The following is a 16,001-nucleotide window of genomic DNA, read 5'->3' as shown; positions in this document are numbered from 1 at the left end:
TCTTTCTAACTGACGTAAGTTATTGATAATTCTTCTAACTTGAAATATAAAGTCATGATAAGATTCAAAATCAAATTGAAGATAAATAGGCGAACTCTTAAACAACATTTTCCTAGCATAAGAGGAAAAATTTAGATGGTTTGTCATTTCAATCAAGTTATTCACTATTTCATTTTGCTCTTCAGTGATATAACATTTCTTTAGAACAGTCCTATATCTACTCATTTATCATATACTTCTTTCGGGCATTTTCATGGGCAATAGCTTTGCACTCCAGCATACGTTCCTGCTTTAAATTTTCCATAGACTTAAATAAATACGCTAAAGGAGAAGTCGCATCCTCAGGAATCCGTTCAATCATGCTAATAACTTCATCACTAGTTACATACCCACTAGCCAAATACTCGCCTATCTTCATCTTCTGAGCATGTGTTAAAGTGTAATTGTTAGGATACAAAAATCTATCATTGTACTTATAAGAAATGGATTCTAACAAAGAATAATATTTGGGTGGAATATAAGTTTCAGGCTTTCTAGAACTATTATCCAGTATATTCTCAATCTCTTTCTTATTCTTACTCTTGTTCTTAATCTCTTGCGTTACATTATCATTTTCATCCGTTACTGTAACGTTACAGTCTAAAACGAGTTGTGGCTCGCCTGTAATTAGTGCTTTTTGTTTTTGTCTATGACGAGCAACACGTTCCCTAGTTTGTTTCCGAATCTTTTCTAATCCATCTATATTCTGATGTTTCTCCCATTTTGGAATGGTAATAGCGCCATCTATGATTTCTATCATGCCAAATTCTTCAAACATACTGAGAGCTAATTTTACAGATGTAGCCTTTCGTCTAAACACTGTTGAAAGCATCTCTTCTGTGTAATAAACCTTGTTCCCTAAACTTAATATGCCACTATTATTTTGCTTTCCTGCAAGCACCAGAATTTTAAACCATATTACAATAAGTGTATCTCCTTCTGGCATTGATTCTATTAATTGAATTTTTTCATCATCAAATATATCTGTTGTTATCTTGATCCACTGAACACCATTCATACGAGTACCTATCTTTCATATTGCTTCAACCATCTTGTTACTGCTCTTTTATCGTATAAAGTCACTCCATCAATCACCATGGTTGGCATTCCTTCTTTCGTCCATTTTTGGATTGTAGTCGTAGATACGTCTAACCACCTAGATAGACCTGACATACGAACCATGGGTTTATAAAGTTCTTTATCTTCAAATACTCTTGCCACAGCATTTGAAATCATCTCATCATAATGAGCACGTAATTGCTTCTCTAATTCTTTGGGAAGCTGGACAACTAAAGTAGTTTCCGACATAAATTCACACCTCATTTCCAAATTAAATAAGCTCCGAAACCATTTAATTTGTTATTCATTTTGAATTATATATCCTTTTTGAATTTTTGTCAAGCTTTTTTTATTCAAAAAGAATAAAATGTGTTATAATGATAAAAAGGAGGTTCTTATGACGAATCATATTACTAAACTGATAGAAAATAGCGGAAAAAAATTGACAGAAATTAGCGAAGCTACAAATATAGCCTATCCTACACTTTCTGGATACAATCAAGGAATCCGCAAACCTAAAAAAGATAATGCTGAAAAATTGGCAAAATACTTTAATGTTTCCGTCGCTTACATTATGGGACTTGATAGCAACCCACACGCTCCATCAAATCTTAAAATTGTTACAGATAGTTTCAAAACATCTAAAATTGGTTCTGTGACACCTTTTAAAAGCGATATGGAGAAGTTAAAGAAAAGTATCGAATTTGGCGAAAGGGCATTAACACTACCACTTGATGATAGTTTTTCAGATGAATTTCGTCATATATTCTCAGAATACCTAGCTGAGAAAAACAAACATTTTATGTCTGAGTTTATAGACTATATGAATCACCAAAATAAAGACTCTAAAGTTTGGCAGAGCTGGATTAAAACAGACGAATACGCTATCCGCCAAGAAGATAGAAAAAATAGATAGACACTCATTTCTCAATTACATAAGCTCCGAAAACTTAGATACGGAGAAAAAATGTCTATACACAAATACAAAACCAAAAAAGGAATCCTATACTATGTTAGCTTCTACATTGGCTTAGATGCCTATGGAAAGAAAAAAAGACACTTAAAAAGAGGATTCAAAACTAAAAAAGAGGCAAAATTGTACGAAGCTCGTTTAGAAGCTGGTGTCGTCGCCCCCATAGTAAATACCGACAAATCTAACCCCAAAGTCACTTATAAAGAACTTTATCAAGAATGGTTTAAAGCCTATGTGGGTACTGTCGAAGAAACAACTTCTTCCCAAACTAAGAATATCTATCGAATACATATTCTACCAATATTTGGCGATAAATTTATTGACCAAATCAGTCCTTTAGACTGTCAAAACTTTATTACTCAAAAATCTCAGACTTTCAAAAATATCAAACAGATAAAATCCTATACCTCAAAAATTTTTGATTTTGCAATCAATATGAACTACATTAATCGAAATCCAATGAAGAATGTTATCATGCCTAAAATCAAAAAGACAAGATCAAATAATTTTTGGTCACTGGAGGAATTACATCATTTCCTAGATATCGTGAAAGAAACTGAGCCATTTAAATATTTTGCTCTATTTAGACTGCTTGCATTTAGTGGGCTACGAAAAGGAGAGTTATACGCTTTAAAATGGGCTGATATTGACTTTGATAGCAATCTCTTGAACATAGACAAAAGTCTAGGAAGAATTGACGGTAAAGCGATTGAAAAGAGCACAAAGAATGAATCTTCAGTTCGAACAATCTATCTTGATGATGAGACAATCGATATCATTAAGCAATGGAGAAATTTCTATCTGAAAGAACAATCTCAGTTGCCTCTTACAAAGCTGAATATTAGTAACGAATATATATTCTCTTACATATCAAGTAATGACAAAATTGAACCTTTGCATGCTGATTACATTAATAACGTACTGAATCGAATAATTAAAAAGCATAAATTAAAACCAATTAGCCCACATGGGTTTAGACATACACATGCAACACTTATGTCTGAAATTGGAATCGATCCTTCTAATACATCAAAACGTCTCGGTCATGCAAGCAGTCAGATGACATTAGATGTCTATACTCACACCACAAAAACTGGGGAGAAAAATTCTATTGACAAATTTGCAGATTATCTCAATAAAGCAAAATAGAATCACGATTTTTAAAATTTAGAAGAGGTTATCAGAAGGTTATCACAAAGCTATTCAAGCTCAAAAATCGACAAAAAAGCACTTTGCAAAGATTTTGCAAAGTGCTTTGAAACGTTGATATAATCGTATTGATTAACGTTTTGAGAATTGTGATGCTTTACGAGCTTTCTTAAGACCTGGTTTCTTACGTTCAACTTTACGTGAGTCACGTGTAAGAAGTCCTGCGCGTTTCAATGAATCGCGGAAGTCTGGGTCCACTTGAAGAAGGGCACGAGCGATACCGTGACGGATAGCTCCTGATTGACCAGCGTATCCACCACCTACAACGTTAACGAAAACGTCGTATGAACCTGCAGTTGAAGTGACTGCGAATGGTTGGTTGATAACAAGACGAAGGTCAGCGTGTGGGATGTACTCTTCAACATCTTTTTTGTTAACAGTGATTTTACCAGTTCCTGGAACAAGGCGAACGCGTGCAACAGCGTTTTTACGACGTCCAGTACCTGCATATTGTGCTTGTGACATACTTTATTGTTCCTTTCCTTAGATAAGTCCTGAAATATCAAGAACTTCTGGTTGTTGTGCAGCGTGAGTGTGCTCAGCTCCAACAAATACTTTCAACTTCATACCTTGAGCGCGTCCAAGAGTATTGTGTGGAAGCATACCTTTAACTGATTTCTCGATCAAACGTACTGCGTTTTTAGAACGAAGTTCACCTGCAGAGATTTGTTTCAATCCACCTGGGTGGTTTGAGTGAGTGTAGTAGATTTTATCAGTTGCTTTTTTACCAGTCAATTTAACTTTTTCAGCATTGATAACAATCACAAAGTCACCTGTATCAGTGTGTGGTGTAAATGTTGGTTTGTTTTTTCCGCGAAGTACGCTAGCAACTACTGCAGAAAGACGTCCAAGTGGTACATCAGTTGCGTCAACTACGTACCATTTACGTTCAACTTGGCCTGGTTTAGCCATAAATGTTGTTTTGTTCATGATTTCTCCTATATATAGTTCGATTTTTGTTTACGGTGATGGGTGTTCCTTCCCATCGAAAAGTATTTGGAAGGTTCCGGGGCCTTTCAAATGGGGTAAACAATACCGCCTACTATCATACCAAATTTTACCCCTAAAAGTCAATAGATATGAAAAATATTTTTCTAAATCCCACTCTTTTTATCTCTAGAAAACCTCGCTTTCGCGAGGCTCTTCTATTTATAAGATAGGGCACGTTTAAAGGTTTTCAAAGGACCTAAATCATCTGTCTGCAGAACGAGACTAGCATACATACGCCCGATAAAGACTGTTGCCGTTACTGCAAAAGCAATCGTTATAGCAAGCGAAATCCAAGCTTCTAACCCATTTGCATAGCCGTTAATAGCTCTAAATGGCATGAAGAAAGTCGAAATAAAGGGAATATAAGAACCGATTTTCAAAATCAAATTGTCCCCTGCAGAGCCTAAAGCAGTAACTCCAACAAAGCCTACCATAATTACAATCATCAAAGGTGACAAGGCTTTCCCTGCATCCTCAGGGCGAGAAACCATGGAACCTAGGAAGGCTGCTAAAACTACATACATAAAGAGACTGACCAAAATAAAGAGCAAGGTATTCAGAGAGAAAGCATCTCCTAAATGATCCAAAATACCAAGCTGAGCTAGCAATGGCAAATCTTTGAAGAGCAGAATGGCAGCGAGACCACCCACGACATAGATGCCGATGTGAGTCAAAATCACGAGTAACAAGGCAAGCATACGAGCATAGAAATAATGGCTAGCTCGAATGCTAGAGAAGACCACCTCCATGATTTTAGTCCCCTTCTCACTAGCGACTTCTTGGGCAGTGACGCTCGCATAAGTAATTAAAATCATATAGAGAAAGGCTCCAACCGCTGTAGCCGCAATTGTTTGAATCATTTTTTTATTTTCCTTGGATTCATCAATTTTCTCCGTAAAGTTAACTGTTTGTTCCAAGCGTTTTTCCTGCTCTTGCGACAAATTAGCTGCCGAACGATTGAGTTGACCTTGAAGCTCATTTAACTTGCTCGTTACTCCTAGCTTAATAGCACTCTCAAGAGAAGTTTCACCATGATAGACGGCCTTGAGGACGCTGTCCTCTTGGTCAATCGTTAGGTAACCCTTGATTTTCTCATCTTTGATAGCAGCTTGGGCACTGGCTTCATCCTGATAATCAAAGTTGATACCATTGGTACCCTTAAGCCCATCTTCCACAGATGGCACAGTTGTTACTACTGCTATCTTACTATTCTTAGCCATAGAAGAGCCTTGGAGATAGCCAATTCCTCCAGAGAGACCGATAAACAAGAATGGTGAAATCACCATAAAGAAGAAACTCCACGATTTGACATGTCGAAGATAGGTTTCTTTCATTACAACCCACATATTTCTCATACTTCCACCCCTGATTCTAGTTTAAAGATTTCATCAATTGTTGGCGCTTGCTGGTCAAAGGTTGCGATGTATTGCCCCTGAGTCAAGATTGGAAAGAGTTCCCTTCCAGCGCTCTCATCCTCTAAGATCAATTTCCAACTGCCTTGTTTGGTCAAACTTACCTGCTTGACATGAGGAAGATTTTCCAATTCTTCCTTGCTTCGTTCACTTGAAACAAAGAGACGCGTTTTCCCGTATTGATTACGGACATCCTGAACTGGTCCATGCAAGACCACACGGCCATCTCGAATCATGAGAATATCGTCACAAAGCTCCTCGACATTAGTCATGACATGGTCAGAGAAGATAATGGTTGCTCCGCGCTCTTTTTCCTGAAAAATGACTTGCTTGAGCAACTCTGTATTGACTGGGTCCAAACCACTGAAAGGTTCATCCAAGATAATCAAGTCTGGTTCATGAATCAGAGTAATAATGAGCTGAATCTTCTGCTGATTTCCTTTTGACAGACTCTTAATTTTATCTGTCAGCTTCCCTTTCACTTCCAACCTCTTCATCCATTGAGGGAGTTTTTCCTTGATTTCCTTAGCATCCATGCCCTTTAGAGTCGCCAAATAACGAACTTGTTCAAGGACTGTCAATTTAGGCATGAGACTGCGTTCTTCAGGTAGATAGCCAATCCGAGCGTAGGTCTCCTGACGAATATCCTGACCATCCAGACTAATTTCTCCTTGATATTCTAAAAACTTCAAAATACTGTGGAAAATCGTTGTTTTCCCAGCACCGTTTTTCCCGACTAATCCCAAAATACGACCTGGTCGCGCTTGAAAGTCAATACCAAACAAAACTTGCTTGGGTCCAAAACTTTTCTCTAGACTTCTTACTTCTAGCATCTTTCACCTCCGAAATGTCTTGCACTCATTATACTCCTTTTTGATAGCCTTTACAATGATTTTTGTCCATTTTATCATCCTCATTTTAGTAAAAAATCTTAGGGTACTTTGAGTTATGAATACATTATACACTGGTAAACTCCAATTTATCTTCTCTGTTCCTCAACTGTCTATTTTTGATCCTGAATTGTTATTTGAAAAGCAAAAATCCACCCCGAAGGATGGATTGATAAGTTAACGCATTTCTGCATTGACTTTTTCTTCAAGAGACGCTTGGATTTTTTCCATGTAGCGTGCGACTTCTTCGTCCGTTAAGCTGTCTTCTGGATTTTGGAAGGTCAAGCTATAGGCCATTGACTTCATACCAAGTCCCAATTTTTCACCTGAGAAGACGTCAAAGAGTTTGATATCTGTCAAACGTTTCACGCCGGCAGCTTGGATAGCGTCCACAACTTCTTGGTGAGTCACTTCTGCCTTAAGGAGAAGGGCAACGTCACGGCTAACTGCTGGGAATTTGGTGATTTCCACAAATGGAGTAGCAGGTTGAAGGACCACTTCGATTGCTGAAAGGTTGAGCTCAGCTACATACGTTTCTGGAATATCGTAAGCCTTAGCAGTGACTGGATGCACTTGGCCAAGGAAACCAAGAACTTGGTCACCGAGTAAAATCATAGCTGTACGTCCTGGGTGGAGGCTAGCGATTTCAGATGTTGCCGTATAGGTTACTTGGAGGCCCAAACGAGCAAAGAGGGCCTCAAGGATTCCTTTAGCATAGAAGAAATCAACTGGAACTGCTGCTGTTTGGAAATCTTTTTCAGCAACCAAGCCTGTCAAGGCAAAGGCAAAGCTATTAATCTCATTTGGAAGTTCTTCTTTTGGATTGCCTGTTTGTTCAAAGACTTTTCCGATCTCGTAAAGGGCCAAGTTTTTGTTCTTACGAGCCACGTTGTAGGCAACAGTATCAAGAATACCTGAGATCATATTTTGACGGAGGACAGAACGGTCCACTGTCATTGGCCACATGAGTTCAGTAAGGTTACTTGGTTGAGCCGTAAACTCAACTGCTTTTTCAGGAGTTGTTAGAGCGTAGGTGATAATTTCTGTCAAACCTGCTCCTTCAGCAATGGTACGAACTTGACGGCGGAGTTTTTGTGTCGCAGTCAATTCACCAGCTGTTCCATCATCTTTTGGAAGACTAGTTGGCAAGCGGTCATAGCCATAGATACGAGCGATTTCTTCAAAGAGGTCTGCCTCGATAGTGATATCCCAGCGACGACGTGGGACGCTGACTGTAAAGCTGTCTGCATTGCCAGAAAGACCAAAGCCAAGACGACGGAAGACGTCTTCTACATCAGCGTATGAAAGCTCAGTTCCGAGGACACGGTTAACATCAGCAAGAGTTGAAGAAACTTCCACATCAGAAGTATCAAGTTCGCCCGCTGAAACGATACCTTTACGCACCGTCGCACCTGCAAGCTCTGCAATCATGCTAGCTGCCGCATCAAGAGCTTCGTTAACAGTTGCCACATTGATACCTTTTTCAAAGCGAGAAGATGACTCAGAACGAAGGTTGAGACGACCGCTTGTCTTACGGATTGATTTTCCGTTGAAGACTGCAGCTTCAAGGACGACACGACTAGATTTCTCAGAGATTTCTGTAGTTTGTCCACCCATGACACCTGCAAGAGCTACTGGTTTGTCTGCGACAGTGATGACTAGGTCATTCACGTCCAAGTCACGTTCTTCACCATCCAAGGTCACCAATTTTTCACCAGCACGCGCTTCACGCACACGGATGTCAGTCCCTTCAAAGGTATCCAAGTCAAAAGCATGCATTGGTTGACCAAAGTAAAGCAGGATGTAGTTGGTCACGTCCACTACGTTATTGATTGGACGGATTCCTTCATTCATGAGAAGGTTTTGCAACCATTGTGGACTTGGTGCGATAGTCACATTGTCCAAGATACGAGCTGCATAGTAAGGCGCCTTGTCTGTCTCAATACCTACAGAAAGAGCATCTGCTGCAGCTTGGTCAGTTTCTGAAAGAGTAAATTCTTTAAAGTTGACTGCCTTATCATAGATGGCTGCCACTTCGTGAGCCACTCCACGCATAGAAAGGGCATCTGCACGGTTGGGTGTGATAGAAAGTTCGATGATTTCATCATCCAAGTCTAGATATGAGAAGACTTCATCCCCAGGAACGGCATTTTCTGGCAAGATTTGGATGCCATCTGCGAATTCCTTAGGTACAACTGAGTCAGAAATTCCCAATTCACCAAGTGAACAGATCATCCCAAGTGACTCTAAACCACGGATTTTTCCTTTTTTGATTTTGTAGTTGTCAGCGATGCGAGCTCCTGGAAGAGCCACCATAACCTTGATACCAGCACGCACATTCGGTGCACCACAGACGATTTGACGGGCTTCTTCTTCGCCAACGTTAACCTGACAAACATGGAGGTGAGTTTCTGGCACATCTTCACAAGACAAGACCTCACCGACGACAATTTTTGAGAGACCAGCAGCCGGTGATTCGACACCTTCTACCTCGATCCCTGTAGTTGACATTTTTTCAGCCAACTCTTGTGATGGCACATCAATGTCCACCAATTCTTTTAACCATTTATAAGATACAAGCATAATTCTGATTGTAAGATCCCACCAAGTAAGACCTTTTCAATTCCTTTCTTTTTCTTCGAATCAGTCCTAACAAGTTCTCTCAAGAGTACCTGACTAAGACTGTGTTTCAGTGTTCAATCTTATTTAAACTGTTCTGAGAAGCGGACATCTCCTTGGTAGAATCCACGGATATCGTTGATTCCGTAACGGAGCATAGCTACACGTTCTTGTCCAAGACCAAAGGCAAATCCAGAGTAAACAGTCGCATCGATACCACTCATTTCAAGGACACGTGGGTGAACCATACCGGCACCCATAATTTCGATCCAACCTGTTTTCTTACATACGTTACAGCCTTCTCCACCACACTTGAAGCAAGAAACATCCACCTCAACAGATGGCTCTGTGAATGGGAAGTAAGAGGGGCGCAGACGGATCTGACGCTCTTCACCGAACATTTTTTGCACAATCAATTGAAGAGTTCCTTGAAGGTCAGCCATAGAGATATTTTTCCCAACAACCAAGCCTTCAATTTGGTGGAACTGGTGACTGTGGGTCGCATCGTCTGTGTCACGACGGAAGACACGCCCTGGTGAGATCATTTTCAAAGGACCTTTAGAGAAATCATGGGCATCCATAGCACGCGCCTGCACTGGAGATGTATGAGTACGAAGTAAAATCTCTTCTGTGATGTAGAAAGTATCCTGCATATCACGAGCTGGGTGGTCTTTGGGAAGGTTCATACGTTCAAAGTTATAGTAGTCTTGCTCCACTTCAAAACCATCCACGACTTGGTAACCCATCCCAATGAAAATATCTTCGATTTCTTCACTGGTTTGTGTGAGGACATGACGGTGACCAGTCGCAACTGGACGACCTGGAAGTGTCACATCGATACTCTCGCTAGCCAGTTGAGCCGCGACTTTCTTTTCTTCCAAGAGCTTAGCTGTTTCTTCAAAAGCAGCTGTCAAGACATCACGAGCTTCATTGACGTGTTTCCCAATGATTGGTCGCATCTCAGCAGAGACATCTTTCATCCCTTTGAGAATTTCAGTAAGCGAACCCTTTTTACCAAGGACAGAAACACGCAAATCTTGCATCTCTTTTTTATTTTCAGCAGTAATCTGCTTCAAGCTAGCCAGCGTTTCTTCACGAAGCGCTTTTAATTGTTCTTCAATAGTTGACATAATTCCTCCATCAGTCTCTCGTAGATAAAAAGAAAACCACATGCCAAAAACTCCACTCGGAGCGTTGACACGCGGTACCATCCGTTTTTATCTGACAAGTCAGACCTTCATTTCTAAATCCATGCACAAGTGAATTCACCCAGCTTTCATATAGAGAGCTTGCAGTCACGGCTCTCCTCCCTGATATACTTCCCTTGAGTTACTAGTCTTGCAGATTTCTATTCAATTACTACATAGTTTATCAGATTTTGAGTTAAAAAACAAGTTAGATTAGACTAATTTCAATATAAAAAGGAACAAGACGCAGTGAATTATCTATTTGTAGGGTCTGTTTCATCTGCTTTCCTTTTCAACAAAAGAGTTGCTGCTTGATTAAAACCCTCACACCAGTTATACCATTTTGCTTCATACTCATCTTGAGCTAAGATATGATTTTTTAAGTCCAGAACAGAGTAAATTTTTCTTTCTTCACAAGCTTGCGCATAGAGATGATATAGTTCATCCCCACCATCTCTATCCCACTCAGCAGAAATCGTATCCCTACCTGCCAATAAAGCCTGATAAGCCCTGTGATGCCCATCTGTAATCAACAAGCAATTTCCAAATGCAAGAATACTAATTGGATCAACATTGTTTAGTTCTACCGACTGATAAAGTGTCTGGATGCCTGCTAGTTTCTTTTCTGATAAGTATAGTTGAGTCGGATGGAGAGCTTTTATGTTGACTTTCATTTCTTTCTCCTCAAGAGAATTTGATATTCACTTCTGCTTGCCTTTAAATCGCCATTGGAAGCGGAGTTTGTCATAGAAGGGAAACTCGATAAACAGGACTCCCAAGCCTACACAGAGACTGGCAAGAACATCTGATGGGTAATGAACTCCCAGATAGACCCTTGATACCAGCACACTGACTAGGTAGAGGCCAAGAATAATTTGCACGATTTTTCTCCAGACTGGATTTTTCATCCGTTGACTGAGAATGACAATCAGAGAGCCGACCATCAAGGTTACAGCCAGAGAATGGCCACTTGGAAAGGAAAATCCCTTCTCCTCAACCAAGTGTAAAATAGCTGGTCGTGAGCGCTGGTAGATATTTTTAAAGGTCACGATTAAAAGACCTGCCAAAGCCAGATTTCCCAGCATGAAGAAACTTTCTATCTTCCATCGCTTACGATAAAAGACAAAAGCTGTAATGACAACCCAAGTGATAATCACTGGAATATCAATCAAGCGTGTGATGGCTCGGAAAAGAATAGTCAAATAATCTGGCAAGTCTCCTCGAACTGCAGTCTGAATCGGTTGGTCAAAACCGACCAGCGTTTCAGGGTAAAATTTGACCATGTAGCCAAGAATAACGAAAAGTAAAAGGGCAAAACTGCCCTTCATTAAAAATGTTTGTTTATCTTTCATAATGTTTTAAGGTTGGTTTCAAAAGGACGTACAACAACCAGAATGAAACGGAAAAGATTACACCCTCAATCAAGTTAAAAGGTAATACCATGGTCATTAGGTAGTTGGAAAGTCCCAAAATTTTTCCAATATCAAAGTTAGCAAACTTAGCGTACAAAGGAACAGCATAAACATAGTTGAGAAGCAACATAGCCACGGTTAAACCAATAGTCCCAGCTAGAGAGCCTAGTAGGAAACGAAGGGGTGTCCGTTCCTTTTTCCAAATCAAAGCAAATACGATGACAAAAACTCCCAAAGCTACGATATTCATCGGCAAACCAATGTAAGTATTCACTCCCTGGCTGTTAAGAAGCAACTTCAAGAGTGAGCGAAGCAAGAGAATTCCTAGAGCAGCAGGCAAATCCATGACCACCAGACCCACAAGGACTGGCAAGATACTAAATTCGATCTTGAGGAAGGACGCCGCTGGTAAAAGCGGAAAGTCAAAGTACATCAGCACAAATGAGATGGCTGATAGAATTGCAATGGTCGAAAGTCGACGTGTGTTTGTCATAACAGGTTCCTCCAATTTTCTATAAAATCAGAAGAAGTTAGAAAGGATTCCTCTATCTATTCTCACTTTTTATATCCCAAAAGTTCCCTCTCACTCTGTTAAGCAAGCGGTTACAGTTTGGCTATAAATCTATCAGAACAGACAAAGCTATTCTTTCGTCTTCTCCCATCCAGACTATACTGTCGGTTGTGGAATCTCACCACATCAGCTTGCGCTCGCGGACTTATTTGGCTAAGATATTTTAGATTTATCTAGGCGTCGCAGTCGAAGATAATACTTAAAGTATATCGAGACAAGACAACGACGAGAAGGCTAAAATAGCTAGTCAAATTTACCGCCGGTCGGGAATTTCACCCTGCCCTGAAGACTCTTTTATCATAACAAAAAACGCTTGCAAGCGCAAGCATTTTGTTCATTTTCATTTTTTATTTCAATTTATCCACTTCATAGGTATGAACAAGCTCAAGACCTGCAAAGTTCTGCTGGCGAAGAGCCTCATAGACAATCATGCAGACAGTATTAGACACATTGAGACTGCGGACATGTTCATCATTCATAGGAATACGGAGAGCTTTCTCAGGATGTTCTCGCATAAAGTCCTCAGGCAAGCCCTTGTCTTCACGTCCAAATAGAAAATAATGGTCTTCGTTAGTCGATAAATCCACATCAGAATACACTTTCTCAGCGAATTTAGAAATCAGATAGAGTTTTCCCTTCATCTGAGACATGAAATCCTCTAAACTCTCGTAAAAATAAATCTCTAGCTTATCCCAATAATCCAAACCAGCTCGCTTCATCTTGCGGTCATCGATAGGAAAGCCCATAGGCTTGATGATGTGGAGGGGAGAATTGGTTGCAGCGCAAGTACGCGCGATATTGCCTGTATTTTGTGGAATTTGTGGCTCAAATAATACAATGTGATTTGTCATGACTTGCTTCCTTTTACCATTGCAAAAAAATAGCCACACTGCCCGGAGTCAAGCTCAGCAAACAGCGTGGTTAAGGCATCGTTAACTTACCTCACAACAGGTTTGAAGTAAATCAGCGAAACTACTTTCTTAGTATAACACTTTCAGAATCATTGTCAATAGAAACGACTTGATTTTTTCAATTTTTTCAAGCTATTTCCAAGGGTTGTAAAATCGTCCCTGATTCTGCAAGATAAGTAGTAAACTAGCTACTAAAAACACAGCTGCCAAGAGCAAGGTAAGATAATCTCCTTTTTTCAAGGCCTGGTAACTATACCAAGTGCGTTTTTTCTCTTTCCCAAAGCGACGAAGCTCCATGGCGGTCGCGATGGTATCAATACGTTCCAAGGAACTGAAAATCAAGGGTGTAATAATGCGCAGATTGCCTTTAATTCGTTGCATAAGAGAAGCTTTCTTGGATAATTCCATCCCACGCGCTTCCTGAGACATCTTAATGGTAAAGAATTCTTCCTGCAAATCTGGAATATAGCGCAAGGTCAGACTGACAGAATAGGCAATCTTATAAGGCACACCAATTTGATTTAAACTAGAAGCAAACTGACTAGGATGGGTTGTCATCAAAAAGATAATAGCCAGAGGAATGGTACAAAGGTACTTAATGACCAAATTTAGCAGATAAAAGAGCTCCTGGCTGGTCAGAGTGTAGGCACCAATTCCCTGCCAAATCACACTTCTCTCTCCGTAAAGTCCAACCCCATACTCGGGGGAAAAGAGATAGACCATCAAGACGTTTAAAACAGCAAATACCGTCGCAAAAACGGCTACAAAGGAAACATCTTTAAAACGGATTTCTGACAAATAGAGGAGAAAAACCGAAAAGATGGCAATCAGAACAAGCAGTCTGGTATCATAGCTAATCATGGCCGCCAATGACACGAGAATGAAAAAGAGGAGTTTACCAGCGCCTGACAAGCGATGAATCACAGTATCTCTATGCTGGTAACCGATTAATTTAGCTTGCATCCTTCTCTCCTTTCTTTGTAAAATGCCGTTAAAGCAAGTGGATCCACGTCTAGTTTCTTGGCCAAGTTGAAGATTGAAGTTTCTTTTAGGTTGGCTTTTACTAACAACTCAGGATTGCTCAAAAGACTAGCTGGATCGGTATCGGCAATCAATTCTCCATCCACCATGACAAGGGCTCGGTCTGAATAATCCAGCATCAATTGCATATCATGGGTAATCATGACAATCGTATGCCCTTGTTGATGCAGTTCTTCAAGAAATTCCATAATCTCAGTATAGTTCTTCTGGTCTTGACCTGCAGTTGGTTCATCTAAGAGGATAATTTCAGCCCCCAAGACCAAAATTGAAGCAATGGTGACACGTTTTTTCTGACCAAATGACAGGGCAGAAATAGGCCAATTACGGAATTCATAGAGACCACAGATTTTCAAGGTTTCATAGACTCTCGTTTCAATTTCCTGCTCGTCCACACCTCGCAAACGTAGTCCCAGAGCCACCTCATCAAAAATCATGTTGGTCGAAATCATTTGATTGGGATTTTGCAGCACATAGCCGACTCGTTCCGCCCGCTCTGCAACAGAATCTCCTTTTATATCCTGTCCTTCCCAAAGATAGTGGCCTTCAGTCTGAATAAAAGCACTTAGAGCCTTGGCTAGAGTTGATTTCCCAGCCCCATTTTTCCCGACAATGGCAATCTTTTCGCCCTTTTTAATATCCAAATGTAGGGACTTTAAAATTGGTCTATCATCATAAGAAAAAGACGCGTCCTCTAATTTAAATAGTGACTGCAATTCTGGGGTTTCTTTTGCCAGTTCATTCTGCAACTGAACCTGACCTTTTGAGATGGACAAGTTATCCAGATCTGCTAATTGTTCTTCTTTAGCTAAATCCACACCTAATTGACGTAAAGTGGTTAGATAAAGGGGTTCGCGAATCCCATTTTGGGTCAATAAATCAGTCGAAAGTAACTGGTCAGGGCACCCATTAAAGAGAATCCGACCATCATTTATCAAGACAATCCGATCCACAGGACGATGCAGAACATCCTCCAAACGGTGCTCGATAATAAGAGTCGTCGTCCCCTCCTCCTTATGAATCTGGTCAATCAATTCGATAATATCCTGACCTGACTTGGGATCCAGATTGGCGAGTGGCTCATCAAATAAGAGAATCGGACTCTCATCAATCAAGACACCAGCCAGACTGACCCGCTGCTTTTGTCCACCAGACAAATCCTGGGGACGCTGAGACAGTAAAGAAAGAAGGTCCAGCTTTTCAGCCCATTTATGAACACGACCTTTCATCTCATCTAGGGCTGTCACATCATTTTCTAGAGCAAAAGCCAAATCCTCTGCCACGGATAAACCGATAAACTGCCCATCTGTATCCTGCAAAACCGTGCTAACCAGATGAGATTTATCATAGATACTCATATCAAAGGCCGCTTGCCCCTTGATCAAAAATTCTCCAGATGTCTGACCCTTGTAAATATTTGGAATAATCCCATTCAAACACTGACCCAAGGTAGACTTACCTGACCCAGATGGCCCAACAATTAAGACTTTCTCTCCCTTGTAAATGGTTAAGTCCACTCCTTGCAAGGTCGGTTCTTGTTGCGTTTCATACTGGAAAGAGAAATCCTTCCACTCAATTATAGCTTCTTTCATCTTACTCTCTTCATTCGCTTCTTAGACTTCTATTTTATCATAAATCAAGCCCTTCTTGCAGTCTCTTCTCGTAAAATCTTAGCGTCAAAAAGAGTCCTA

General features: G+C 40.3%; 16 protein-coding genes and 1 riboswitch. Of the genes, 2 read left to right on the top strand and 14 right to left on the bottom strand.

From position 1 onward, the window contains the following. Nucleotides 1–217: 217 nt before the first annotated feature. Together ABKJ27_RS01495 and ABKJ27_RS01490 are read right to left on the bottom strand one after the other, a co-directional pair. Nucleotides 218–1,057 (bottom strand): phage replisome organizer N-terminal domain-containing protein, encoded by an 840-nt coding sequence (locus ABKJ27_RS01495; RefSeq protein ID WP_001014727.1) that lies wholly within the window; start codon nucleotides 1,055–1,057, stop codon nucleotides 218–220. Between the two features lie 8 nt (nucleotides 1,058–1,065). Then, nucleotides 1,066–1,347 carry a hypothetical protein gene (locus ABKJ27_RS01490; protein WP_000005472.1) on the bottom strand — a complete coding sequence of 94 codons (282 nt, stop codon included), beginning with the start codon at nucleotides 1,345–1,347 and terminating at the stop codon, nucleotides 1,066–1,068. Nucleotides 1,348–1,495: 148 nt separating this feature from the next. Here ABKJ27_RS01490 and ABKJ27_RS01485 point away from each other — a divergent pair, with 148 nt between their 5' ends. Then, a complete protein-coding gene (locus ABKJ27_RS01485) occupies nucleotides 1,496–2,014 on the top strand; it encodes a helix-turn-helix domain-containing protein (protein WP_410011894.1) in 519 nt (172 codons plus the stop codon). A gap of 51 nt (nucleotides 2,015–2,065) precedes the next feature. Next, entirely contained in the window at nucleotides 2,066–3,220 is a 1,155-nt protein-coding gene (locus ABKJ27_RS01480) for a tyrosine-type recombinase/integrase (protein WP_410011893.1), read from the top strand. 132 nt (nucleotides 3,221–3,352) lie between these two features. On the opposite strand, the gene rpsI is transcribed toward ABKJ27_RS01480, so the two are convergent. The 12 genes from rpsI to ABKJ27_RS01420 form a co-directional block, all read right to left on the bottom strand. Then, the gene (gene rpsI, locus ABKJ27_RS01475; protein WP_000075964.1) at nucleotides 3,353–3,745 is read right to left on the bottom strand and encodes a 30S ribosomal protein S9; all 393 of its coding nucleotides are present in this window, start codon (nucleotides 3,743–3,745) and stop codon (nucleotides 3,353–3,355) included. A gap of 18 nt (nucleotides 3,746–3,763) precedes the next feature. Continuing rightward, nucleotides 3,764–4,210: a 50S ribosomal protein L13 gene (gene rplM / locus ABKJ27_RS01470; protein ID WP_001044624.1), complete on the bottom strand. Its 447-nt coding sequence runs from the start codon at nucleotides 4,208–4,210 to the stop codon at nucleotides 3,764–3,766. A gap of 215 nt (nucleotides 4,211–4,425) precedes the next feature. Beyond that, nucleotides 4,426–5,625, bottom strand: coding sequence for an ABC transporter permease (locus ABKJ27_RS01465; protein ID WP_261116776.1), 1,200 nt, complete (start codon nucleotides 5,623–5,625; stop codon nucleotides 4,426–4,428). Beyond that, nucleotides 5,622–6,515: an ABC transporter ATP-binding protein gene (locus ABKJ27_RS01460; protein ID WP_020902740.1), complete on the bottom strand. Its 894-nt coding sequence runs from the start codon at nucleotides 6,513–6,515 to the stop codon at nucleotides 5,622–5,624. Before ABKJ27_RS01460 ends, ABKJ27_RS01465 begins: the two co-directional genes overlap by 4 nt. A 234-nt stretch (nucleotides 6,516–6,749) precedes the next feature. Then, a complete protein-coding gene (gene pheT / locus ABKJ27_RS01455; RefSeq protein ID WP_410011891.1) occupies nucleotides 6,750–9,155 on the bottom strand; it encodes a phenylalanine--tRNA ligase subunit beta in 2,406 nt (801 codons plus the stop codon). A 119-nt stretch (nucleotides 9,156–9,274) separates the two neighbouring features. Next, entirely contained in the window at nucleotides 9,275–10,321 is a 1,047-nt protein-coding gene (gene pheS, locus ABKJ27_RS01450; protein ID WP_031237702.1) for a phenylalanine--tRNA ligase subunit alpha, read from the bottom strand. Between the two features lie 311 nt (nucleotides 10,322–10,632). Beyond that, complete coding sequence (locus ABKJ27_RS01445) at nucleotides 10,633–11,052, bottom strand: chromosome partitioning protein ParB (RefSeq protein ID WP_386686238.1); 420 nt, start codon at nucleotides 11,050–11,052, stop codon at nucleotides 10,633–10,635. Between the two features lie 27 nt (nucleotides 11,053–11,079). Next, complete coding sequence (locus ABKJ27_RS01440; RefSeq protein ID WP_261091325.1) at nucleotides 11,080–11,730, bottom strand: phosphatase PAP2 family protein; 651 nt, start codon at nucleotides 11,728–11,730, stop codon at nucleotides 11,080–11,082. Then, nucleotides 11,720–12,283: an ECF transporter S component gene (locus ABKJ27_RS01435; protein WP_410011890.1), complete on the bottom strand. Its 564-nt coding sequence runs from the start codon at nucleotides 12,281–12,283 to the stop codon at nucleotides 11,720–11,722. The genes ABKJ27_RS01440 and ABKJ27_RS01435 overlap by 11 nt, the downstream gene beginning before the upstream one ends. A gap of 153 nt (nucleotides 12,284–12,436) precedes the next feature. Then, a riboswitch (FMN riboswitch) is annotated at nucleotides 12,437–12,655 on the bottom strand. A 53-nt stretch (nucleotides 12,656–12,708) separates the two neighbouring features. Continuing rightward, complete coding sequence (locus ABKJ27_RS01430) at nucleotides 12,709–13,212, bottom strand: tRNA (cytidine(34)-2'-O)-methyltransferase (RefSeq protein ID WP_000181383.1); 504 nt, start codon at nucleotides 13,210–13,212, stop codon at nucleotides 12,709–12,711. A gap of 192 nt (nucleotides 13,213–13,404) precedes the next feature. Then, entirely contained in the window at nucleotides 13,405–14,235 is an 831-nt protein-coding gene (locus ABKJ27_RS01425; RefSeq protein WP_410011889.1) for an energy-coupling factor transporter transmembrane component T family protein, read from the bottom strand. Next, nucleotides 14,220–15,902, bottom strand: a complete 1,683-nt coding sequence (locus ABKJ27_RS01420; RefSeq protein ID WP_410011888.1) for an ABC transporter ATP-binding protein — start codon at nucleotides 15,900–15,902, stop codon at nucleotides 14,220–14,222. The genes ABKJ27_RS01425 and ABKJ27_RS01420 overlap by 16 nt, the downstream gene beginning before the upstream one ends. Nucleotides 15,903–16,001: the final 99 nt, after the last annotated feature.

The organism is Streptococcus sp. KHUD_011, assembly GCF_046352925.1.
Classification (GTDB): Bacteria; Bacillota; Bacilli; order Lactobacillales; family Streptococcaceae; genus Streptococcus.
This window is presented reverse-complemented; position numbering and strand designations above follow the sequence as displayed.

Excerpts from the sequence above, each read along its gene's own strand:
- ABKJ27_RS01495 (WP_001014727.1), bottom strand. The coding sequence starts at position 1,057 with ATGAATGGTGTTCAGTGGATCAAGATAACAACAGATATATTTGATGAT.
- ABKJ27_RS01490 (WP_000005472.1), bottom strand. The coding sequence starts at position 1,347 with ATGTCGGAAACTACTTTAGTTGTCCAGCTTCCCAAAGAATTAGAGAAG.
- ABKJ27_RS01485 (WP_410011894.1), top strand. The coding sequence starts at position 1,496 with ATGACGAATCATATTACTAAACTGATAGAAAATAGCGGAAAAAAATTG.
- ABKJ27_RS01480 (WP_410011893.1), top strand. The coding sequence starts at position 2,066 with ATGTCTATACACAAATACAAAACCAAAAAAGGAATCCTATACTATGTT.
- rpsI (WP_000075964.1), bottom strand. The coding sequence starts at position 3,745 with ATGTCACAAGCACAATATGCAGGTACTGGACGTCGTAAAAACGCTGTT.
- rplM (WP_001044624.1), bottom strand. The coding sequence starts at position 4,210 with ATGAACAAAACAACATTTATGGCTAAACCAGGCCAAGTTGAACGTAAA.
- ABKJ27_RS01465 (WP_261116776.1), bottom strand. The coding sequence starts at position 5,625 with ATGAGAAATATGTGGGTTGTAATGAAAGAAACCTATCTTCGACATGTC.
- ABKJ27_RS01460 (WP_020902740.1), bottom strand. The coding sequence starts at position 6,515 with ATGCTAGAAGTAAGAAGTCTAGAGAAAAGTTTTGGACCCAAGCAAGTT.
- pheT (WP_410011891.1), bottom strand. The coding sequence starts at position 9,155 with ATGCTTGTATCTTATAAATGGTTAAAAGAATTGGTGGACATTGATGTG.
- pheS (WP_031237702.1), bottom strand. The coding sequence starts at position 10,321 with ATGTCAACTATTGAAGAACAATTAAAAGCGCTTCGTGAAGAAACGCTG.
- ABKJ27_RS01445 (WP_386686238.1), bottom strand. The coding sequence starts at position 11,052 with ATGAAAGTCAACATAAAAGCTCTCCATCCGACTCAACTATACTTATCA.
- ABKJ27_RS01440 (WP_261091325.1), bottom strand. The coding sequence starts at position 11,730 with ATGAAAGATAAACAAACATTTTTAATGAAGGGCAGTTTTGCCCTTTTA.
- ABKJ27_RS01435 (WP_410011890.1), bottom strand. The coding sequence starts at position 12,283 with ATGACAAACACACGTCGACTTTCGACCATTGCAATTCTATCAGCCATC.
- ABKJ27_RS01430 (WP_000181383.1), bottom strand. The coding sequence starts at position 13,212 with ATGACAAATCACATTGTATTATTTGAGCCACAAATTCCACAAAATACA.
- ABKJ27_RS01425 (WP_410011889.1), bottom strand. The coding sequence starts at position 14,235 with ATGCAAGCTAAATTAATCGGTTACCAGCATAGAGATACTGTGATTCAT.
- ABKJ27_RS01420 (WP_410011888.1), bottom strand. The coding sequence starts at position 15,902 with ATGAAAGAAGCTATAATTGAGTGGAAGGATTTCTCTTTCCAGTATGAA.